Origin of the sequence: Brevibacillus agri, assembly GCF_004117055.1 — a bacterium.
Lineage (GTDB): Bacteria > Bacillota > Bacilli > Brevibacillales > Brevibacillaceae > Brevibacillus > Brevibacillus agri.
Genome location: NZ_CP026363.1, coordinates 1,179,004 through 1,197,077, shown reverse-complemented (window position 1 = coordinate 1,197,077; position 18,074 = coordinate 1,179,004). Strand labels below are relative to the sequence as shown.

The window sequence follows — 18,074 nt, the reverse complement described above, 5'->3', positions numbered from 1 at the left end:
TCCAACGCAAAGGATAGCTCATGGACAAGAATACCCTATTTTCTTCATTTGGTAAATGGGTTGCACCCATCAATATTATGAAACTTCAACAACGAATTGACGAAACGGATCAAGACAAGTACGTGAAGAAGCTGACGACAAAAGCGTATCTTCTCCTATTTTTACATGCCCAACTTCAGCAACGCGAAGGGCTTCGAGCCATTGCTGACGATGTTCTATCAAAGAAATTTCAGCAAGAATTAGGACTGTCATCGATCAGCCCCGCACAGCTTAGTCGAAAAAACAATCGGGTAGAACCTGCTTTGCTTGAAGAAGTTTTTGTCGACCTTGTCCAGCAAATTCAACGCGTTTCTGGAAAAGCCTGCTCTCTTCGAAAACACATAAAGATCATTGATTCCACTACAATTGGATTATGTTTGCAAAAGTATAAGTGGGCAACCTTTCGCGAAACAAAGGCAGGAATCAAAATTCATCTTCGTCTCGTTTTCGCAAGCCAGGAGGATGTCTATCCTGAAAAGATTTCCCTAACTTGTGCCAAATCCAATGACCGCACCCAAATGGAGTCGCTGATTGATGAGATCGGAGCCATGTACGTCTTTGATCGAGGGTACGTGGATTATGAAAAGTTCGATGAGTATACCGATCAGGGCATCTTTTTTGCTTCACGTCTCAAGGATAACGCGGAAACTCGTCATTTGTATACTTTCAAAGTACCACCAGAAAGCTCCGTTTTATCTGACTCCATGATCCTTCTTGGAACGCCACAAAAACGGGTGGATAATGTGTTACGACTGATTGAAACGCATGATTCGAAAGGAAATCGTATTCGAATCATCACCAATCGGTTCGACTTAGAAGCAGAAGAATTGAGCGACATCTACCGTTGGCGCTGGCAAATAGAACTGTTTTTCAAATGGATGAAACAACACGCAAAGATCAAGACGTTCTATGGAACAAGTGAAAATGCGGTCTGGAATCAAGTTTTTCTCGCTCTCATTGCTTACTGCTTGTTGCTTCTTGTAAAGCTGGAAAGAAACAGTCAGCACAGTCTGCTGCAAATCAGTAGATGGCTCAAAGTGTTTCTCTGGCAGACCTTTGAACAATGGATAGGCAGAATGGATTACCAATCCAAACGAACATCCAGAGGGCGACAGAAAAGGAAGTAAGTGTTGTTTGTTGTTGTCGATGTTGTAATAAATGTATAAAACTACCAAATGGATAGTGGCTACCTTTTGCTTGGCTGTTCTCGTTTTTGGTTGTGAAGTTGAAAATGTCATTCAGAATAATTTGACAATAGATGGATTCATTTTTTATGCAACGCTAATGATTTCACATAATTGTCCATCCAGTGTTCAAGGAACTCAGCCAGTGTCATCTTGCTGTTTTGTACAAGTAAATTTCTTTGCTGATTATACTCAAATTCATTAAGTAGTTTTTTTGCTTCTGCTTCGGTAGAGACGTTTTTATTTTTTCTTACTCTCTCACCGTTTATAATTCCATAGTCCATCGTTACCCTATACTTTCCACTCTCAAGCTTTATATAGTGTCCTGCCATTTGTATTCACGCTCCTTAAACTTACGAGGGGAGTTTTCGCCTACTAATACAAGATAACACGATCTAACATTAAATAACAAGCAAAAACCCAGTAGTCATAAGGGCTACTGGGGTAACTCAATAATTATATTAAAAAACCTATCGGCTACAAATCGGCTACTTTTTCTTATCTAATACACCGAAATCCCTTGGCATATCAAGTATGTATTGGTGGAGGCGGGGGGATTCGAACCCCCGTCCGAAAACAGCGATACATGAGCATCTCCGAGCGCAGTCACTCGTTTAGAGTTTCGGTGACAGATTCGCGGAGTGACGCGCTGACCTGGCACCTAGCCTGATTGGTCTTCTTCCTTTGGCTCCAGGCGGAAGCCTCCGGCGTAGCCCGTTAAAGTTGAGCCCTATCCACGGCACACGGGCCGATGCAGTGGGAGAGCCTCACTGGTTATTAAGCAGCGAGAGAAAGTTGTTTGTTGCCAGTTAATGGCGTTTGCGTTGGTGACGAGGTCCGCAACCCCCCGGCTCGCTTCTCATGCTCTACCATCCCCGTCGAATCCAGAACGCCCCCATGGTATAAGGTGAGAAAAAGCCTAGGTGAAGAGCCATTGATCCGCACCTAGACTGTTGTGTACAAAATGGTGTATTGCTTGCTGCCTATTTAATATAGCACAAGCGGCAGGCAAAACTCAACGTCGATTGCTGCCAGGCCTGCCAAAGCAAACCAGTTAGGCAGCGCTCAGGCCTTTTGGCGTTCGCGCAGGGCGCGCTCGACTTCGCGGGCAGCGTCCTTTTTCTTGAGGTCTTCGCGCTTGTCGTAGTTCTTCTTCCCTTTGACGAGTGCGAGCTCGACTTTGGCCCAGCCGCCTTTCAAATAAATGCTCAGCGGGACCAGCGAGTAGCCTCTTTCGCGAATCAGGCCGTTCAGCTTGAGGATTTCCAGCCGTCTCATCAACAGCTTGCGGGTACGCTCCGGCTCGTGGTTGAAACGGTTGCCCTGCTCGTACGGGCTGATGTGCACGTTGTACAGAAGCAGCTCGCCGTTTTGTACGCGAGCGAAGCTGTCCTTGAGCTGGACACGCGCGGCACGCACCGACTTGATCTCCGTACCGGTCAGGGCAATCCCTGCTTCGAATACTTGCTCGATGTGGTAATCGTGGCGCGCTTTTCGGTTTTGGGCGACTGTCTTGGTTCCGGCTTTATCTTTTGACATGGAGATCACCTCGCTTGTACGTACTGCGTTTCGTAACAGTTAGTCTAGCAAATTTTGCCCGCTGTGGCAAGACATTTGCCGGGTAACTGCCGTGTTTGCCGCGTCCCCCCGATCGCAAACAGGAAGTCTCCTCCCTGTTCAAGCTCGTCTCTGCCTGCTTGCCGGGGCCTCCCCTGTACGGAAAGCCCCTTACACAACCGTTTAATTAACGCCGCTTCCGTTTCGCCTGGCTGACTACATTCTTGCGGCTTTTCTTTTTGGAGCGGACAAAATCTTCCCAGAAGCCCTTCTGCTGCTCCCCTTGGGCCTCTTCTCCACCCTGCCCAATCGGCAGGACGTCTTTGTTTCCAGTTGCTGGACCGGAAGCTGGGCCGCGCGAAGCTTTGTTCCCTTCGCCTTTGCGGCGATCCTTGTACTTCTGGCGGATTTCCGCCGGGTGCTTTTTGGCCTTTTGGCGATCTGGCCGCTCGGGACGGCCACCGCGGGAGCGATCCTGCTTGCCGCGAGTCGGCTTGCGACCTGTGCCCCGGCCGTCGATGACGCGCGGCGTGCGCTCGCGGCTGCCGCGGAATCCGGCTGCCTTGGTCATGCCGACGATCTCGAAGTCGATGGTGCGCTCATCCACGTTGACGTTCGCCACGCGGACCTGCACTACATCCCCGATGCGGTACTGCTTGCCCGTCCGCTCGCCTACCAGCGCGTACATTTTTTCGTGGTAATGATAGTAGTCGTCGGTCAGGAAGCTGATGTGCACCAGGCCCTCGATCGTGTTGGGCAGCTCCACAAACAGCCCGAACGAGGTCACACTGGAAATGACGCCCTCGAACTCCTCTCCGACGCGCTCCTTCATGAACTCGGCTTTTTTCAGGTCGTCTGTCTCGCGCTCGGCATCTACCGCCAGCCGCTCGCGCTGGGAGGCGTGCTCGGCGATAATCGGCATCTGCTCGGCCCAGTACGCCAGGCGCTTCTCCGACAGGTTGTTGCCCTGCTCGATCCACTCGCGAATGCGGCGGTGGACGATGAGGTCGGGGTAGCGGCGAATCGGCGACGTAAAGTGCGTGTAAAACTCGGTGGACAAGCCGTAGTGACCCAGACTTTCCGCGTCGTAGCGCGCTTGCTTCATGGAACGTAGCATGACCGTGCTGATGATAATCTCTTCCGGCGTGCCTTTTACCTCTTCCAAAAGCTGCTGCAGGGCGCGCGGGTGGACGGAGTTGCCCTTGCCGCGGATCGAGTAGCCGAAGTTGGTGATGAACTCCATGAAGGCCATCAGCTTTTCGGCGTTCGGGTCTTCGTGAATCCGGTACATAAACGGCTGCTTCATCCAGTGGAAATGCTCGGCCACTGTTTCGTTGGCCGCCAGCATAAATTCCTCAATGATCTGCTCCGCGATGGAGCGCGTGCGGAACCCGATGTCTGTCGGGGTGCCCTCATCGTTGACGTAAATTTTCGCTTCGCGGAAATCGAAGTCGATTGCGCCGCGCTGCATCCGTTTGGAACGCAACTTCAACGCCAGCTTCTCCATCTCCTGGAACATCGGGACGAGCTCGCTGTACTTCTCGATCAAGGCTTCGTCCTTGTCTTCCAGGATGCTGCGCACATCGGCATACGTCATGCGTTCGTTCGTGCGAATCACGCTGAGAAAAATATCGTACTTCACGAGTTGCGCGTTTTGGTCCATCTCCATGTCGCAGGAGATCGTCAGTCGGTCTACCTTTGGATTCAGACTGCATATCCCGTTGGACAAACGGTGCGGCAGCATCGGGATGACGCGGTCGACCAGATAGACGCTCGTGCCCCGGCGATACGCTTCGTTATCCAGAGCCGATTTTTCGCGGACGTAATAGCTGACGTCGGCAATATGCACACCGAGCCTGACATTGCCGTTTTCCAGCACTTCGAGCGAAACGGCGTCGTCCAGGTCCTTGGCGTCTGCTCCGTCGATGGTGACCATCATCCGGTCGCGCAGGTCGCGGCGTCCCTTGATCTCCTCTTCCGAAATCTCGTCCGGCGCCGCTTCTGCCTCGGCCAGCACATCCTCCGGAAATGCTTCCGGCAGGTTGAACTTGCGGATGATGGACAAAATGTCCACACCCGGATCGTTTTTATGCCCCAGAATTTCTACGATCTCTCCCTCGGGATTGACCCGTCCTTCCGGGTAGCGGACGATGTTGGCGACGACCTTGTGGCCGTCTACCGCTCCGTTATATGCGTTTTTCGGGATAAAAATATCTTTGCCGATCCGTTTCTCATCCGGAATCACAAACGCGTAGTACGTCTCATCCTTGAACGTCCCCACAACCTGGGTCATGCCCCGTTCGACGACGCGAATAATTCGCCCTTCCAGGCGATTGCCGCCCGCTTCCTTCTCGACACGCACGAGCACGGTGTCGCCGTGAATCGCTCCATTCATGTCGTTGGCGTGGACGTATATATCTTCCATGTCAGGCGTTTCCGGAATAATAAATCCGAAGCCTTTTGGATGGCTTTGCAGACGCCCGCGCACCAGGTTCATTTTTTCCGGCACGCCGTATCGGTTCGCACGCGTGCGAATTACCTCGCCGCTCGCTTCCAGTGCGTTCAGCGTTTTCACCAGCTCCTTGAAGGAAGCCGAGTCCTTGAGCTCAAACGCTTCCTCCAGCTCCTTCACCGTCATAGGGTGATAAGCTTGCTCCCGCATGAACGCGAGTATCTTTTCTTGATCTGTCATTCACAAACCTCCTTTTTTCGCGTGGCTCTACCGCGCTCCTCCATTTATCCATTACTATGTAGTATTCACCGTTCATCTACATCGCAATCGGAATAGCGAAAAAGACAGCAAGTCGCACTCGCTGTCTTTCGGCTATTCGTCTATTACGCTCCTGTTTTCAAGAAATATCCGAGCAAAATCGCAAAAATCATGAAAGCAACCGCAAACACAACGGTCAGTTTCCCTAAAAGTGCGTCAATCCCACGGGCTTTTTGCTTGCCCATCAGTTGCTCTGCACCGCCACCAATCGCTCCCGAAAGGCCGGCACTTTTTCCAGATTGCAGCAACACGACGATAATTAAGCCAATACTTGCGATCACAAGTAAAATTTTCGCAGCCAATGCCATCTTCATTCACCTCAAAACGGATTTCCAAGGCGGTAAAAAACCAATATAAACACTTTATCATACTTGTCAGGTAACAGCAACCCGCTATCCCTTCCATTATATATAAACCAAACTACCGTGAAATAATATTTGCCTGTTTTACGCACAATATAAGCGACAATACTAGAAAAGATTGTTTACACAAAATTGGCAAATTGTGTACTTTCTTTGTCTGTTTGGCCGTCGCCTTGCAACTGTCAAGATTTTGCCGTAAAATTGCAGTTGAACCTTTATTATTTGCTTCGGGAGGTCTTTGTCAATGGCTGGGTCCAACAAAAAAGACATGAATCAAAACGACGTAATTGATTCCGCGAAGGCCTTTTTCACTTCGTTTGGTATCTTGTTTCTAGTTTTTCTCATTGCACTCGTAGGATCGATTATTTTCCCACCAAAACATGGAGAAGAAGCGCAAGGTGGCGGTGCACCTACTGCCAACATTGATGCTGAAGCTATTTTCAAGCAAAACTGTGCTTCCTGTCATGGACAAAATCTGGAGGGGATCGCTGGTCCGAACCTGACTAAAGTCGGGGCAACTCTCAGCGCTGAAGACATCGCCAAAATTATCAAAGAAGGTAAAGGCGGCATGCCTCCAGGAATGCTGAAAAAACAACCGGAAATTCAAGCGGTTGCACAATGGCTGTCGGAGCATAAATAAGTACATAGATAGCCTGTATTGGAGAAACACCGGAGACTCGTCCTCTTCGGTGTTTTCCCGTTGATGGGAGGATTTTTGCATGAGTACCGTCATGGAGATTGAAGCTTTGGGCAAAAAAGTCCTCTCGCCCTCCGGCCACTGGCTTTTCCACGACCTGAACGCGATCATCCCGGAACCTGCCATTATCGGAATCCTTGGAAAATCGGGGCAGGGAAAAAGCACGCTGCTGCGCATTCTCGGTCGTCTTTTGCCGCCAGACAGCGGTACGGTCCGGCTCGCGCAAAAAGAAATGACCCAGTGGGAGAGCGGCGCCTGGCGCATGAAAGTGAGCTACGTCGCTCAGCAGGCGATCATGCTGCCGGGCACAGTGGAAGACAATTTGCGTACCGTAAGCGTGCTGCATCAGCGCTCATTCGATGAAAAGCTCGCTCGCGCCCTGTGCGAGCAGCTTCATTTGGAGCAGGTCGACTGGTCAAAGCCGGCCGACCAGCTTTCTGGCGGAGAAAAGCAACGGCTTGCCCTTATCCGCACCTTGCTACTGCAGCCGGACGTCCTTTTGCTGGACGAAGTGACGGCCTCGCTCGATACGGCCAGCAAACAGGCCACGGAGCAGTTGCTCGTCGATTTGCATGAGCAGTCAGGCACGACCATTCTCTGGGTCACGCATGATCTGGAGGAGGCCCGCAGCCGTTGTCAGCGCATCTGGTTTCTGGCGGAGCACCAACTACAGGCTGACCTGCCCAGCCACTCCTTTTTCCACGCGCCGCCCACGATACAAGCCCGCGACTTTTTGCAAAGCGCGCATGCGCACACAGCGAGAGAGGTGCACTCATGACCTATACATCCATCTGGATCGCCTTTGCCTTCGTATTGATCGCCCTCCTCCTCTCTCTATGGCAAAGGCTTGGGCTGGAAAAAGAAATCGCCATCGGCACGGTCCGTTCCACCTTGCAGTTGCTGGTCATCGGCTACGTGCTGCAGTTTGTTTTCCACGCGGACAGCCTGCTGTTCATCCTCTTGATTATCGCCATGATGATTGCGGTCGCCTCCTGGAACGCCGCCAGCAAAGGGAAAAAGCTGCGCGGCATTTTTTGGCGGATCGCGATTTCGCTTTCGATCACGGAGCTGGTCACCATGGGACTGCTGGTAACACTCGGACTGGTCACGCCTACGCCCCAGTACCTCATTCCCATGAGCGGCATGATTATCGGTAGCTCCATGATCGTTTGCAGCTTGTTCCTCTCCCATATGAACCGCGAAGTGGAAACTTCCCGTGGCGAGATCGAGACGCTGCTCTGCCTGGGTGCGACTCCCCGCCAGGCCGTTCAAGCGGTATTGAAGCGCGCCGTCAAAGCGAGCATGATCCCTACGTTTGACACGATGAAAACAATCGGGCTCGTTCAGCTTCCCGGAATGATGACCGGCATGATTATCGCCGGCGCAAGCCCGGTCGAAGCCGTCCGCTACCAAATTCTCATCATGCTCAGCTTCAGTTCCTCTGCCGCTGTCTCTGCTGTCCTCATCAGCATGCTGAGCTATCGGCTCTGGTTTACCCGCGACGCCATGCTTCACCACTAACTAAAAAAACGAATTTCCAGAAACTGTCGGTCATAATTCCGGCAGTTTTTTTCGTCTTTTGTAATGAAAGCGCACCTTGGTCGTCAAATTACAAGTAGAAAGCAAAAAGGTGGTTCAGCTATGGACAAAAACAACATCATTGAGCAATGGTTTCTGCGCTATAGCGACGACATCTACAAGTTTCTCGTCTACTATACCGGAAACAAAGACGTGGAAGATCTCGTCCAGGATGTATTCCTCAAGGCGCTGCGGTCACTGGAAACGTTTGAAGGCAGATCGCAACCGAAGACATGGCTGCTCACCATCGCCAGGCATACGGCAATCGACTTCGCCAGAAAACAACGATTTCGCAACTGGCTGCCGGACAAATGGCTCGCCAAAGTTCAATCCGAAGAAAAGACGCCAGAGGAGATTTTGCATTTGCACGACGAACAGCAAGCGCTGTACCATGCGCTGCGGCAAATGAAGCCCACCTATCGCGAGGTACTGATCCTTCGCGGGATCAAGGGACTATCCTCCAAGGAAACCGCTGAAATATTGGATTGGTCGGAAAGCAAGGTCAACGTCACCATGCATCGGGCCATGAAGGCGGTAAAAGAGCAGCTTTTGCAGGAAAGAAAGGGGATGGTAGGCGATGCGATTTAAAACAGATGAACAACTTTTAGAAGAAATGAAAGGACTGCCTGACATGAAAATGACCGAAGGAAAAAAACAAGCGATTTTGTCTACGATTCGTTCCACCGACGCGCATTCGCGCACTCAATCCGAACCAGTTGTGTCTGCCCGCCGCTTTTCCGGGCTGGGAAAAGGCTTGGCGATCTGCTCCGTGCTTGCCGCGACGATCTGGATGGGAGCAACCCTCATCAGCAACAATCAGCAGAGCGCACTGCCAGATCCGACCAACCAGACGCCCGGCTCGACATCTGCTTCGCCAGGGCCTGAAGCCGGCAAAGGAAATGCCGTAAACCCTGCACCTGTCACGCCACAATCCGAGCAGTTGCTGCCGCTGATCCGCACGGAAGCGGAAAAAGGCAAAGGGTTTACCGCACCGTACACCGTGGAAAACACCGTCTTCGACCAAGTCGAAAAAGACTGGGGCAAGCCAGACTATACCGATCAAGCCAACGGACTCACCTACTCCACCTATACGAAGCGCGGCGTCGTGTTCGGCTACAACAAAGGCATGCAGCTTGTCGACATCCGCACGACCGATCCCCGCTTGCATCAAATCCATTTGTCCGAAGTGGAAAAAGCGTGGGGCAAACCGAACCGCGTCAGCGAATTTGGCAATCAGACCATTTACACCTACGACGTGACGAGCAAATACCAGGTGAAGTTCATCTTCCAGGGCTTGAAGAGCGCAGGTGACACGAACCTCGTTCTCGTGAGATACAACGTCTACTACCCGCAAGGCAACAAAAACCTGATGCTGTACGGAAGCAACATCGACATGCTGCAAGACTTGCGCGAGCTGGCCAAAAACGGGCAGACGCTCGGCAGCGAGTATCGGGTAGAAAAAGACGTCTTTGACGAAATCGAAAAACAAATCGGCAAGCCTGATGTCGTCTCCTACGTCAACGGACTCACATACAATACGTACCAGAATCGCGGACTGGTCTTCGCCTTTAACAAAGGCATGCAAGTCGTCGATATTCGTTCCTACGACCCTCGCCTGCAAGCGATCACGCAAGCAGAGGTTTTGCAAGCATTGGGCAAGCCGACAAGCACCGCGACCGCAGCCGGGCAAACCATTTACACGTACAAGGTCACGCCGGACTACGAGCTGAAAATCGTCTTTTCCGGAACTGCGGGCAAACCGGAGAGCCTCTACATCGATCACGTGAACATTTACTACCCGCGGGGCACCGTCAACAACATGGCAGGGTAACCTCACAGACCGCAGCAGCGCATGCAAACAGGCAAAAAGACAGGAGCAACTCGCCCCTGTCTTTTTTGTCTCTGCGCTTATTTGCCGATGATGTAGCCTTCCAGCTCATCCAGCACTTTGTTTGCCGCGATGACACCGCCGGAAGTGTTCCAGATCGTATCATCCACTTTGAACGCTTTGCCTGCTTTTACTACGTTCAGGTTTTTCCACAGAGGGTCGTTTGTCCATTCTTGCTCGATCTTGGACGCTTCGCCTTTTCCTGTCTCATACGTGAAGTAGAACATGATGTCGCCGTCCATCTCTGGAATGCGCTCTTTGGTTACTTCTGCTGCAAACTCTTCTTTGTCTTGGGAAGCTGGACGAGCCAGACCCAGGTCTTTGAAGATCGCGCCAGTGAAGGTGTCTTTATAGTAGATGCGAACTTTACCAGGCATGAAACGCACGACGGATACTTGCGTTTTCAGCTTGTCGCCTGCTTTTTCCTTGAACTCGGCTACACGTTTTTCCCAGTCAGCGATGATTTTTTCGCCTTCCGCCTTTTTGTTTACCGCTTCTGCATACAGGCTGAAGTTTGCTTTCCAGTCGCCGCGTGGCTCTTCTACGAACACGGTCGGAGCGATTGCGGACAGTTGTTGATAAATTTTTTCATGACGGAATTTCATACCGAGAATCAGATCAGGCTTCAGGGCAGCGATTGCTTCCAGGTTTGGCTGACCTTCTGTACCAACAGACTTGGTGCCTTCCAGGAAGGACTTGGTGAAATCGTAGAATTGAGTCGGATCATGAGCGGCACCAACAGCACCTACTGGCTTCACGCCAAGTGCCATCAAGGTTTCTGTCCCTTGGTTGGTCAGCATGACTACGCGCTGTGGTGTACCTTTAATGATGGTTTCGCCCATCGCGTGTTTGACTGTATAAGATTGCTCGGAACCTGCGGAATTGCCTGTAGCTTGTTCAGCAGGTTGTTGTTGTTCTGCAGGTTTTTGCTCAGTCGCCTGTTGATTGCCGCAACCAGTGACAATCAGCAAAAGCGCCATCAGCACGGCGAAGAACACTTTACCGCCTGCCGTACGGTATGTACGAGAAAACATGGTGCAAGGACCCCCTTACCTATTTGGCTAATTGAGAATGTAAATCAATAACACTGACTATCCTACCTTCATGCGAGGGTGATCGTCAAGTATAAATTGATAATGACTCTCAAAATCATTGACACATAGTCAGGCCGGCTCTACACTTACTATAGGGCAGGGTACGAAATGCCTACAGAACAACATGCATAGATAAGGATGTAGCCCTCATGAATGCTTTACTAGCAAGCCGTTTTCGCAAAATTCTAGGAGTGGCTATCGCCATTCTGCTGCTGGTTTACCTCAGCTATGCCAGTCTTGTGTTTGGCGTGATTGATACGAGCTGGCAAACAGCCATTGACGCCTATACCCATTTTAACGGAACAAACGAACATATTGTCATTAAAGAAGTTCGGGTGCCGCGCGTGCTGAATGCGCTGACGGTCGGCTTTTGTCTCGGCCTTGCAGGTACCCTGCTGCAATCGCTGACGAGAAACCCTGTGGCAGATGTTGAGCTGTTTGGACTGAACGCAGGCGCTTCTCTCTTTGTCGTTTTCGCCGTTACGTTTGTCGGAATCAGCTCGCTTACGGAGTTTACGTGGATTTCCTTTTTCGGAGCTGCCGTAGCCGGGTTCATCGTCTACCTGCTCGGCTCATTCGGCAGAGATGGCCTTACTCCCGTCAAGCTGGTGCTTGCAGGGGCAGCGATTACTGCCTTGGCTGCTTCCATCCGCCACGCGATGATGGTACTCAACGAAAAAGCTGCCGACGAGGTGCTTTTCTGGCTTGCTGGCTCTGTCGGCGGAAGAAAGCTGGAGTATTTGGCTACAGTCTTTCCATATATGATCTTCGCCTGGATCGCCGCTTTCCTGCTGGCCCGCCCCATTCAAACGCTGCTCATGGGCGACGATGTGGCAAAAGGTCTCGGCCAGCGCACTTTGCTCGTCAAGCTCTCAATCGGTGTCGTGATCGTCCTGCTCTCCGGCTGCGCAGTAGCTGTCGCTGGCCCGATCGGCTTCGTCGGACTGGTCACGCCGCATCTGGCCCGTTATCTTGTCGGAATCGAAACGCATTGGGTGCTGTTGTACAGCGGACTGCTCGGTTCGATCCTTTTGCTTTTGGCCGATATCGGCGCACGCTTTATCGCCATGCCTGCCGAAGTGCCAATTGGCGTCATGACCGCCCTGATCGGTGTTCCGTTCTTCATCTATGTCGCACGAAAGGGGCTGGATAAATAATGAAGCCATACCTGCCTCTGCGCTTTGGCAAACGGTTTTCTTTTCAGCTACATAAAAAAACGCTGCTGTATACAACCATCGCGCTGCTGCTTGCCCTGGCTGTGGCAGTCGTCAGTCTCGGAATGGGCGAGATGAAAATTGCGCCGCTGGATGTCGTCAAAGTCCTGCTCGGAATCGGTTCGGAAGAAAATGCGTTGGTTGTCCAGCAATTCCGGCTTCCGCGCATCCTGATTGCCGTCCTGGTGGGAGCAGCTTTGGCAGCGGCGGGCGCGATCATGCAAGGGATTATTCGCAACCCGCTCGCTTCGCCTGACGTGCTTGGCGTAGCCGGAGGCGCTTCGGTTGCCGCCGTAGGCTTTTTGCTTCTCTTTGAAACAGCGAGCATCAAATGGCTGCCTCCTACTGCCTTTTTGGGAGCAATGCTGACGACGTTTCTGCTGTACGCCCTGTCGTGGAAAAAAGGCGTCACGCCGCTGCGTCTCGTCATGATCGGTGTCGGAATCAAGATCGCTGCGGGTGCGCTTGTCACCATTTTGATTATGTTCAGCCCGTTTTTGCTGCAAAACAAAGCCTTGCTCTGGTTGACGGGAAGCATCTACGGCGTCGACTGGAACGATGTGTTCATGATCTTGCCGTGGGTCGTCATCCTGATTGCAGTCGCTGCCGTTCTCGCCCGCAGAGTCAACATCCAGCAGCTCGGCGACGATGTCGCGACGAGCCTGGGCAGCGCGCTGCAATGGGATCGTTTCCTTCTGCTCATGATCTGCGCCGCGTTGACCGGAACAGCCGTGTCCGTCGGAGGAGACATCAGCTTCGTCGCTTTGCTCGCGCCGCACATCGCCAAACAGCTAATCGGCCCGTCCTTTGGCGGTGCGCTCCCGCTGTCGGCGTTTCTCGGCGCCATCATCGTGCTCGCTGCCGATTTGATCGCGCGCACGGCCTTTTCTCCGATCGAGGTGCCTGTCGGGGTCTTCACCTCTGCGATCGGTGCTCCGTTTTTCATCTATTTGCTGTACAAAAACCGAAATCGCTAGCGAAAGGAGTTCTGCCCTCATGCAAGCTTTGGAAACCCGCAACCTCACCTTGTCCTACGGGGAACGCAACATCATCGAAGCACTCAACCTGAATATCCCGCGTGGAAAAATCACGGTTTTCATCGGCAGCAACGGCAGCGGCAAATCGACACTGCTGCGCTCGCTGGCTCGCCTGCTGAAGCCGAAGGAAGGAGCCATTTTGCTAGAGGGTGAATCAATCGCCAAGCGGTCTACGAAGGAAGTAGCAAAACGTCTGGCTATCCTCCCGCAAGGCCCAACCGCCCCGGAAGGCTTGACGATTCAGCAACTGGTCAAGCAGGGACGCTACCCTTATCAAAACTGGCTGCAGCAATGGTCAGAGGAAGACGAGCAAATGGTCGCAAAAGCACTGGCCGCTACCCAGCTTACCGAGCTGGCCAACCGCTCTGTCGACAGCCTCTCCGGAGGTCAGCGCCAGCGGGCCTGGATCGCCATGACACTGGCGCAAGGGACCGAAACGATTCTGCTCGACGAACCGACGACGTATCTGGACATGTCGCACCAGATTGAAATATTGGACCTGTTGTATGAGCTGAATGAAATGGAACAACGCACCATCGTCATGGTCCTCCACGACTTGAATCTCGCTTGCCGCTACGCGCACCATATCGTCGCCGTGCACAACCAGACAGTCGTGGCCGAGGGCGCGCCGGAAGAAATCCTGACGACCGACCTCGTGCGCACCGTGTTTGATATGGACTGCCAGATCACACTGGACCCGCTGTACGGCACGCCGATGTGCATTCCTTACAGCAAGTGCCGGATTGGCTCTGGCAGCGTGAAGACAAAAGAAAAAGCAGTCGCGATGTCGTAAAACGGCAGCCGCTCCACAAGGACTGAACCTCTCGCACAGGCTCAGTCCTTTTTTATGTCAAAAGCAAAACATCCGCAGATGCCTATTGCCCGCATCGCCCATAGTATGTAGAAACGACACGCATTGCCATGCGGAAGGGAGAGAGCCAGCTTGCCATATACGATACGCGAACAGTACATTCACCTGCCAAAACTGTACGATTGGGTGTTCGTCACGAGCTATTGCCGCGCCCGGCTCCCTGTCCCCGCGCCTTTGCGCTCATCCCTGCACGACAGACTGCGTGCCGGGCTGCCGCTATCTGTACAATGTCTGCCTCCTGACCACCCTTGTTCCTGCTTGCCTGTCTCCTGCCGCCTGCTGCCTCCCGTCCGGCAAGCTGTTCACATGGCAGGCAGCCAGCGCGTGCCGATCGCGATTGCCCGCTTCATTGTCGAGGCAACGCTCAGCGTGCTTTTTTTCGTCGATGGCGATTTGCTGTTCGAGCTTCCCGCGCCGCTCTGCCTGGAGGAAGAAGTAGCGCTCAGCCTGCCACAGCCGTTGGACCACGAAAACATCACATGCCGGCTCGCCGCTGTGGAATGCCGTCCGAATCCTGCGCTGTTGCAGCAGACGGGTGCAGTTGAGCTGGATGTCTTCCTCTGCCTGGAGATTCTCGTCGAGGCGCCTGTCGTCTTAGAGGTCATAGGCCGGATGTGTGCGCCGCGCCCCGCTTCCATCCCCGTTCCCCCTCGCAAGCTCGCTTTGGACTGCACCCCTTTTCGCCTGCCGCCAAACTGTCCCAGGCTACAGTAGCGATCTCTCTGCGCATGAGAAAACTTGGCTGCGTCGAGCCTTTGGCGCAGCCTTAGTTGCACTTATACTGGATAAGAATCTTATCTCTATGAAAAAAGCGGCCCTTACGCATCGTCTGCGCAGGTACCGCTTCTTTTTGCTGGCCGATGGCCTTATTTTTTCAGGTTGTAAAATGCAGCGCGTCCGCCAAAACGGGAAGTGTCAGCCAGTTCGTCCTCGATGCGCAGCAATTGGTTGTACTTCGCCACGCGGTCGGTACGGGAAGGCGCACCTGTCTTGATTTGTCCCGCATTGGTAGCTACCGCGATATCGGAGATGGTGGAGTCTTCGGTTTCGCCGGAGCGGTGGGAAATAACCGCTGTGTAGCCTGCGCGCTTCGCCATTTCGATCGCTTCAAACGTCTCTGTCAGGGTACCGATCTGGTTTACTTTTACCAGGATGGAGTTGCCTGTGGAAGACTCGATACCGCGCGCCAGACGCTCGGTGTTGGTCACGAACAGGTCGTCGCCCACGAGCTGTACTTTGCTGCCCAGCTTGTCAGTCAGCGCTTTCCAGCCATCCCAGTCGTCTTCGGACAAGCCGTCTTCGATGGAGATGATCGGGTATTTGTTTACCAGGTCTTCGTAGAACGCGATCATTTCTTCGGTTGTTTTCACAACGCCTTCACCTTCGAAGTGGTATTTGCCGTCTTTGAACATTTCGGTCGCTGCTACGTCCAGCGCGAGGAACACGTCTTTGCCCGGCTCGTAGCCAGCAGCCTTGATCGCATCCAGAATGGTCGTGATCGCTTCTTCGTTGGACTTCAGGTTTGGAGCGAAGCCGCCCTCATCGCCTACTGCTGTGCTCAGACCTTTGTCATGCAGCACTTTTTTCAGGGAGTGGAAAATTTCCGCGCCCATGCGCAGCGCTTCCTTGAAAGACTCTGCGCCTACTGGCATAACCATAAATTCCTGGATGTCTACTGTGTTGTCTGCGTGCTTGCCGCCGTTTAAGATGTTCATCATCGGAACTGGCAATGTTCTTGCGTTGAAGCCGCCCAAGTAGTTGTAGAGAGGCACTCCGAGGGAGTCAGCAGCAGCGCGTGCTACCGCCATGGAGACGCCGAGGATCGCGTTTGCGCCCAGCTTGCCTTTGTTGTGCGTGCCGTCGAGCTGGATCATCGCCATGTCGATGCCGACTTGATCCAGAGCATCCATGCCGATCAGCTCAGGAGCAATGATTTCGTTGACGTTTTCTACGGCTTTCAGTACGCCTTTGCCCAGGTAGCGGGCTTTGTCGCCATCGCGAAGCTCAACCGCTTCATAGGCACCTGTGGACGCTCCGGATGGAACTGCTGCACGGCCCATCGAGCCGTCTTCGAGATATACTTCCACTTCCACGGTTGGATTACCGCGGGAGTCCATAATTTCGCGTGCATAAATGTCAGTAATCATTGCCATTTCTCGATCCATCTCCTTTTAGTATGCGAGGTGCCCCGCAAGTATTTGTATGGCATCTAGTCACCTATCAGTGTGTCCTAGAGCGGGCTATTTTGCAAGTAACGATTTGCCTGTCATTTCCACTGGCTGCTCGGCTCCCAGCAGGTCGAGCAAGGTCGGAGCCAGATCGGCCAAAATACCGTCTTCTCGCAGCTTCTCTCCTGCTTTGGTCACAATCACAGGCACGGGATACGTGCTGTGCGAGGTGATCGGACGCCCTTCCTCATCCAGCATCAGATCGGCATTGCCGTGGTCTGCTGTGATGACAGCCACGCCGCCTTTGGCGAGAATCGCGTCAACCACGCGGCCCAGGCATGCGTCAACGGTTTCGACGGCCTTGATCGTCGGCTCCATTTTCCCGGAGTGGCCGACCATGTCGCAGTTGGCGAAGTTGAGAATGATCGCGTCGAAGTTCTCCGCTTCAATCTCTGCGACAACCGCATCGGTCAGCTCGGGAGCGCTCATTTCCGGCTGAAGGTCGTAGGTTGCCACTTTTGGCGAAGGAATCAGGATGCGGGTCTCGCCTGGGAACTCCTGCTCGCGCCCGCCGCTAAAGAAGAAAGTCACGTGCGGATATTTCTCCGTCTCGGCGATGCGCAGTTGCTTCAATCCGTGCTGCGAAAGCACTTCTCCCAATGTGTTGTCCAGGTTGGAAGGCTTGTAGGCCACGTATCCGTTCACCGTCTCGGAAAAATGGGTCAGGCAGACAAAGTGCAGATCGCGCGGGCGTCCCTCGCCGCGATCAAAGCCGCGGAAGTCCTCGTTCGTAAATGCTTGCGAAATTTGGATCGCCCGGTCAGGACGGAAGTTGTAAAAGATGATCGAGTCGCCGCTTTCGATCTTCGCCACCGGCTTGTCGTCGTCGCCGACAATCACTGTCGGCATGACAAATTCGTCCATGATCGACTTTTCGTAGGACTCTTTGACCGCCTGGATCGGATCGCGGTAAGCGGGAGCATCCGCATACACCATGGCGCGATACGCTTTTTCGATGCGCTCCCAGCGTTTGTCCCGGTCCATCGCGTAGTAGCGGCCCTGCACCGTTGCGATTTTGCCTACGCCGATTTCCGCAATCTTCGCTTGCAGTTGCTCAATGTAGCCAACGGCGCTGTCCGGCGATACGTCGCGGCCGTCGAGAAAGCCGTGAATGTAGACGCGGCCAAAATCTTGCCGCTTGGCCAGCTCCAAAATCGCGTACAAATGCTCGATATGGCTGTGCACGCCGCCGTCGGACAAAAGCCCGAACAGGTGGAGCTGCTTGTTGTTTTGCTTCGCGTGCTCGAAGGCAGCTACCAATGTTTCGTTTTCAAAAAAGGCGCCTTCGCGAATCGACTTGGTGATGCGTGTCAAATCTTGATAGACGACACGGCCTGCACCGATGTTCAGATGTCCTACCTCGGAGTTCCCCATTTGCCCTTCCGGCAATCCGACAGCCAGTCCACTCGCTTCCAGCGTCGCATGGGGGTATTCGTTCCAGAAACGGTCAAAGTTCGGTTTGTTCGCTTGCGCTACCGCGTTGCCGTACGTTTCGCTGCGCAAGGCAAAGCCATCCAGAATCAACAGCGCTACCGGCTTTGGTCTTTGTGCCATC

The 18,074-nt window shown here is 53.1% G+C and carries 17 protein-coding genes and 1 other RNA gene; 10 read left to right on the top strand and 8 right to left on the bottom strand.

Features of this window, described 5'->3' with window-relative positions:
- Positions 1-20: 20 nt before the first annotated feature.
- Positions 21-1,166: an IS4 family transposase gene (locus BA6348_RS05990; RefSeq protein WP_025845287.1), complete on the top strand. Its 1,146-nt coding sequence runs from the start codon at positions 21-23 to the stop codon at positions 1,164-1,166.
- A gap of 137 nt (positions 1,167-1,303) precedes the next feature.
- Here BA6348_RS05990 and BA6348_RS05985 read toward each other — a convergent pair whose 3' ends face one another.
- From BA6348_RS05985 to secG, 5 genes are all read right to left on the bottom strand, one after another.
- Positions 1,304-1,555 carry a hypothetical protein gene (locus tag BA6348_RS05985; RefSeq protein ID WP_242507452.1) on the bottom strand — a complete coding sequence of 84 codons (252 nt, stop codon included), beginning with the start codon at positions 1,553-1,555 and terminating at the stop codon, positions 1,304-1,306.
- 208 nt (positions 1,556-1,763) lie between these two features.
- Positions 1,764-2,120: a transfer-messenger RNA gene (ssrA, locus tag BA6348_RS05980) on the bottom strand.
- A gap of 168 nt (positions 2,121-2,288) precedes the next feature.
- On the bottom strand, positions 2,289-2,762 hold the full coding sequence (smpB, locus tag BA6348_RS05975; RefSeq protein ID WP_005826964.1) for an SsrA-binding protein SmpB: 474 nt from the start codon (positions 2,760-2,762) through the stop codon (positions 2,289-2,291).
- Positions 2,763-2,967: 205 nt separating this feature from the next.
- Positions 2,968-5,472 carry a ribonuclease R gene (rnr, locus tag BA6348_RS05970; protein ID WP_025849014.1) on the bottom strand — a complete coding sequence of 835 codons (2,505 nt, stop codon included), beginning with the start codon at positions 5,470-5,472 and terminating at the stop codon, positions 2,968-2,970.
- 143 nt (positions 5,473-5,615) lie between these two features.
- On the bottom strand, positions 5,616-5,858 hold the full coding sequence (gene secG / locus BA6348_RS05965; RefSeq protein ID WP_003843341.1) for a preprotein translocase subunit SecG: 243 nt from the start codon (positions 5,856-5,858) through the stop codon (positions 5,616-5,618).
- Between the two features lie 298 nt (positions 5,859-6,156).
- Here secG and BA6348_RS05960 point away from each other — a divergent pair, with 298 nt between their 5' ends.
- From BA6348_RS05960 to BA6348_RS05940, 5 genes are all read left to right on the top strand, one after another.
- Positions 6,157-6,552 carry a YqzM family protein gene (locus BA6348_RS05960; RefSeq protein WP_005826958.1) on the top strand — a complete coding sequence of 132 codons (396 nt, stop codon included), beginning with the start codon at positions 6,157-6,159 and terminating at the stop codon, positions 6,550-6,552.
- Between the two features lie 79 nt (positions 6,553-6,631).
- Positions 6,632-7,387, top strand: a complete 756-nt coding sequence (locus BA6348_RS05955; protein ID WP_005826956.1) for an ABC transporter ATP-binding protein — start codon at positions 6,632-6,634, stop codon at positions 7,385-7,387.
- Positions 7,384-8,130 (top strand): ABC transporter permease, encoded by a 747-nt coding sequence (locus tag BA6348_RS05950; protein WP_005826954.1) that lies wholly within the window; start codon positions 7,384-7,386, stop codon positions 8,128-8,130. Before BA6348_RS05955 ends, BA6348_RS05950 begins: the two co-directional genes overlap by 4 nt.
- Before the next feature lie 120 nt (positions 8,131-8,250).
- Positions 8,251-8,775 carry an RNA polymerase sigma factor gene (locus tag BA6348_RS05945; RefSeq protein ID WP_122953384.1) on the top strand — a complete coding sequence of 175 codons (525 nt, stop codon included), beginning with the start codon at positions 8,251-8,253 and terminating at the stop codon, positions 8,773-8,775.
- A complete protein-coding gene (locus BA6348_RS05940; RefSeq protein ID WP_122953383.1) occupies positions 8,765-10,018 on the top strand; it encodes a YjgB family protein in 1,254 nt (417 codons plus the stop codon). Before BA6348_RS05945 ends, BA6348_RS05940 begins: the two co-directional genes overlap by 11 nt.
- Before the next feature lie 77 nt (positions 10,019-10,095).
- On the opposite strand, the gene BA6348_RS05935 is transcribed toward BA6348_RS05940, so the two are convergent.
- Entirely contained in the window at positions 10,096-11,109 is a 1,014-nt protein-coding gene (locus BA6348_RS05935; RefSeq protein WP_122953382.1) for an ABC transporter substrate-binding protein, read from the bottom strand.
- Between the two features lie 209 nt (positions 11,110-11,318).
- Between BA6348_RS05935 and BA6348_RS05930 the strand changes: the two genes are divergently transcribed.
- The 4 genes from BA6348_RS05930 (at position 11,319) to BA6348_RS05915 (ending at position 15,005) form a co-directional block, all read left to right on the top strand.
- Positions 11,319-12,326 (top strand): FecCD family ABC transporter permease, encoded by a 1,008-nt coding sequence (locus tag BA6348_RS05930; protein ID WP_005826946.1) that lies wholly within the window; start codon positions 11,319-11,321, stop codon positions 12,324-12,326.
- Complete coding sequence (locus BA6348_RS05925; RefSeq protein WP_005826945.1) at positions 12,326-13,360, top strand: FecCD family ABC transporter permease; 1,035 nt, start codon at positions 12,326-12,328, stop codon at positions 13,358-13,360. The genes BA6348_RS05930 and BA6348_RS05925 overlap by 1 nt, the downstream gene beginning before the upstream one ends.
- 19 nt (positions 13,361-13,379) lie before the next feature.
- Complete coding sequence (locus BA6348_RS05920) at positions 13,380-14,213, top strand: ABC transporter ATP-binding protein (protein ID WP_007782211.1); 834 nt, start codon at positions 13,380-13,382, stop codon at positions 14,211-14,213.
- A gap of 150 nt (positions 14,214-14,363) precedes the next feature.
- Positions 14,364-15,005 carry a hypothetical protein gene (locus BA6348_RS05915; protein WP_129552173.1) on the top strand — a complete coding sequence of 214 codons (642 nt, stop codon included), beginning with the start codon at positions 14,364-14,366 and terminating at the stop codon, positions 15,003-15,005.
- 152 nt (positions 15,006-15,157) lie between these two features.
- On the opposite strand, the gene eno is transcribed toward BA6348_RS05915, so the two are convergent.
- Both eno and gpmI read right to left on the bottom strand, forming a co-directional pair.
- A complete protein-coding gene (gene eno, locus BA6348_RS05910; RefSeq protein WP_007782208.1) occupies positions 15,158-16,444 on the bottom strand; it encodes a phosphopyruvate hydratase in 1,287 nt (428 codons plus the stop codon).
- Between the two features lie 87 nt (positions 16,445-16,531).
- Positions 16,532-18,073 carry a 2,3-bisphosphoglycerate-independent phosphoglycerate mutase gene (gene gpmI, locus BA6348_RS05905; protein WP_122953380.1) on the bottom strand — a complete coding sequence of 514 codons (1,542 nt, stop codon included), beginning with the start codon at positions 18,071-18,073 and terminating at the stop codon, positions 16,532-16,534.
- Position 18,074 lies beyond the last annotated feature (1 nt).